The sequence below is a fragment of the Streptomyces sp. SID3343 genome (assembly GCF_009865215.1).
Lineage (GTDB): Bacteria > Actinomycetota > Actinomycetes > Streptomycetales > Streptomycetaceae > Embleya.
The window spans coordinates 1-3,398 of sequence record NZ_WWJX01000012.1 but is presented as its reverse complement, the minus strand read 5'-3'; the positions used below and the strand labels follow the sequence as shown (position 1 = coordinate 3,398).

At 74.6% G+C, this 3,398-nt stretch carries 3 protein-coding genes and 1 pseudogene; all 4 read left to right on the top strand.

Going from position 1 to position 3,398, the window contains the following annotated elements; translation table 11 throughout:
* A pseudogene (locus GT354_RS00620) lies at window positions 1-427 on the top strand (hypothetical protein); the annotation flags it as partial.
* Window positions 424-1,284 carry an ATP-binding cassette domain-containing protein gene (locus GT354_RS00615; protein WP_161354157.1) on the top strand — a complete coding sequence of 287 codons (861 nt, stop codon included), beginning with the start codon at window positions 424-426 and terminating at the stop codon, window positions 1,282-1,284. The pseudogene GT354_RS00620 and the gene GT354_RS00615, both read left to right, overlap by 4 nt.
* A 26-nt stretch (window positions 1,285-1,310) precedes the next feature.
* Complete coding sequence (locus GT354_RS00610; RefSeq protein ID WP_161354156.1) at window positions 1,311-2,717, top strand: hypothetical protein; 1,407 nt, start codon at window positions 1,311-1,313, stop codon at window positions 2,715-2,717.
* A partial coding sequence (locus GT354_RS00605; protein WP_161354155.1) for a hypothetical protein occupies window positions 2,708-3,398 on the top strand: 691 nt, incomplete at its 3' end. The genes GT354_RS00610 and GT354_RS00605, both read left to right, overlap by 10 nt.

Sequence of the window (3,398 nt, the reverse complement as noted above, 5' to 3'; positions counted from 1 at the left end):
GTCGCACGCGGCCACCCCGCTCGCCGGCGCGCCGCTGTTGTTCCTGCGTTCGGGCGCGGTGCTGGTCACCGCGGCGGCGCTCGCGGGCGCCGCGACGCCGTTCTTGCCCGGGCCGCCGGGGCTGGGCGCGGCATGGCTGCTGCCCGCGCTCGCGCTCACCCTGGCGTGCCTGGCGATGAGCACCCGCTTCCCGCTGCCGAGCGCGGCCATCGGGCTCTCGGCGGTATGGGTGGCGGTGGTCGTGGCCACCCAACACGTGGACCGCTACCTGCTGTTCGCCCCCGGGGCGCAAGTGGGGTGGGCGTGCGCGGTGCCGCTGCTGGGGGTCGTGCTGTACGTGCGACGACGGCTTCTCGATCCCTGGGCCTACGGGGCGCGCGGCTCTTCTTCCCACGGCTCCACCTACGACTCCGGGAGACTGCGATGACCACCACGACGACCGTGCGGGTGACGGGACTGCGCAAGCGCTACGGCTCGCGCGAGGTGCTGACCGGGCTCGACCTGACCTTCGGGGTCGGGGTGACCGGACTGCTCGGGCCCAACGGCGCGGGCAAGAGCACACTGATCCGGTGCCTGGCCACCACGCTCGCGCCCGACGGCGGTTCGATCGACGCACTCGGGCTCGATCCCGCGTCCAGGACCCAGCGCACCGAACTGCGTCGCAGGCTCGGCTACCTGCCGCAAACCCCGGGGTTCTACCCGCACTTCACCGTATTCGACCTGGTCGACTACGTCGCGGTGCTCAAGGAGCTGACCAACCGTCGCGAACGCCATCGGGAGGTGCGCCGCGTGCTCGACGAGATGGGCCTCGCGGATCGGGCCAAGACGCGCGTGCGCAAGCTGTCCGGCGGCATGCGGCAGCGGCTCGCGCTCGCCCAGGCGCTGCTGGGCGACCCGGAGTTGGTGATCCTGGACGAGCCGACGGTGGGCCTGGACCCGGACCAACGGATGCGGTTTCGCACGCTGGTCTCGCGGTTGGGCGAGGACCGCACGGTGCTGTTGTCCACGCACCAGACCGAGGACGTGGCGGCACTGTGCGAGCGGGTGGTCGTGCTGGGCGCGGGCCGCGCGGCGTTCACCGGTACGCCGGCGCGGCTCGCGGCCACGGCGGCGGATCGGGTCTGGCTCACGGACGAGCGGCCGGTCGGCGGGCGGTATTGGCGCACCGCGGACGGGCGGTACCGGGTGTTGGGCGATCGTCCGGCCGGCGGCGTGCCGACCGAACCCTCGGTCGAGGACGGTTACCTGCTGCACCTCGGCGAGACCGGGGCGGTGGCGGCGTGAGGCGGGGTGCGCAGACGACGCTGTTCATGGTCGAATTCCGGCGCCTGGCCCGCAACCCGATCCTGTGGGCGTTGGCGGTCGCCGCCGTGGCGTTGCAGTACAACGACGTGCGCGACCGTGCGCCGGATCTGTCGGTCGAGACCGTATCGCTGGCCGGCTACGGCCTGTTCCTCGCGGCCGGCGTGCTGATCACGACCAATCTGAGCGTCTCGCGCGACCGCCGGCACGCGATGCCCGAGCCGCTGGCCGCGCTGCCGCGCCGGGCCGAGGATCGCACCCGGGCGATCACCCTCGCGGGAATGGCGCTCGCACCGTGCCTGGTGGCGCCGATGGTCGCGGTGTACCTGACGATCCGGCACGCCCAGGGTGACGTCGCGGGGCGGATCGACTGGTACGAGCCGCTCGCCCTGGTGGCCGCGACCGCGTTGGCCGCGGCCGGCGGCGCGGCGCTCGCGCGGTGGTTGCCGTCGTTGATCGCGGGGCCGATCGCGGTGGTCCTGCTCGCGATGGCGACGCTGCTCAACCGCAACCGCCCCGACCTGGACGCCTTCGGCGGATTCGGTTCGTGGTTCCTGCCGGTGGTGCTGCGCCAACGCCCGGACTGGCCGGGCCGGCCGAGCGGTCTGCACGTGCTGTACCTGGCGGCGTGCCTGGTGCTGTTCCTCACGGTCGCGTTGTTGCGGCATCGGGTGTCGGTGCCGCGGGTGGGCGCCGTCGCGCTCGCGCTCGTGGTCGCGGTGCCCACCGGGGCGATCGCGTCCACTCGTGGGGCCGATCCCAAGCCGGGCGCGGTCGCGGGGAGCGACGGTTCGTTGGGCCCCGACGACCTGCGCTGCGAGGTCCGCGACGGCATGACGTTCTGCGCGTTCCCGGGGTATCGGCCGTGGATCCCGCTGTGGGCGGACGCGGTGCGACCCGTCGTCGAGGCGCTGCCGCCGGCGGCGCGCGCCAAGCTGCCGGTGGTGCGCCAGCGCACCGGTACGTGGGCGTGGTCGGTCGAGACGAAGGACGGCAGCCTGGACACCGGGATGGTCTGGGGTCGCGGCGCCGCGTACCGCACGATGCTCGCGGGCGGTGTCGCCGCCCGGGTCACCGGCCTGAGCGAGGAGGGCTGCGACGGGCACGGCCTGGCTCGGACCGTCGTCGCGCTGTGGCTCCTCGGCCGCACCGGCGCCGTACCCGCCCCGGAGGGGATCCGCATCGACGTCGTCGGCGACCGGGTCCTGGGCCGGCCGACCCCGTTGGGCGTCCGCTACGGCCCGACCGAGGCCGAGTACGCCCGGCGCCTGCTCGCCGATCCCGCCGCGCGCGACCGGGTGTGGGCGAATTGGGACACGTTGCTGACGGCCTCACTGAGCGAAGCCCTGCCCCTCCTCGGCCTCACCCACGACCTCCTGCCCATCGAAGGACCGAGCGAGGTCCCGTGCCGCTGACCCGCGACATCGCGCCGGCCGCCGGCGGTCGGCTCGCGACCGCTTCGGCCCTGATCCGACCGCTCGCCCACGCCGTCGACTGGGTCCCCTTGGCCGTCACGATCCCGCTGTCACTGGGCATGGCCGGCTTCGGCGCCTCGCAACCCGACGTCGCGCTCACGTGTGTGCGCTTTTCGGCCGTACTCCTGGCCGCGGCCGCCGCCTTCGCCCTGATCGACCCGATGGACGCGAGCACGGCCGCCCTGCCGGTCCCGCGCTCCCATCGCCAGTGGCTGCGGACGCTCCTGGCCCTGGCCGCCGTGGCCGGCACGTGGGCCGCGATCGTCGTCCTGGTGGGCGCGGCCTGTCCGGCCACGCTCCCGTGGGGCGGCCTCACCCTGGAGGCCGCGGTGCTGACCGTCACGACCCTGGCCGCCACGGCCCGCGCGACCCACCACGTCCCGGACAAGCCGGCCGCCTTGACCGGCATCGCCACCACCCTCCTGCTGACGGCCGCGGCCCTGCCCCTGCCCACCACGATGTGGGCCGCCCCGGGTGACCCCGCCTGGAGCGACTCCCACCGGCAGTGGGGCGCCGCCCTGCTCCTCGCCCTGCCCGCGCTGCTTCGGGCCAACGCCCACTCCCCGGCCTCACCCGTCCCGATCCTGTCGCGCGTGCTCGCCCGACGGCCGAGGGAGACCA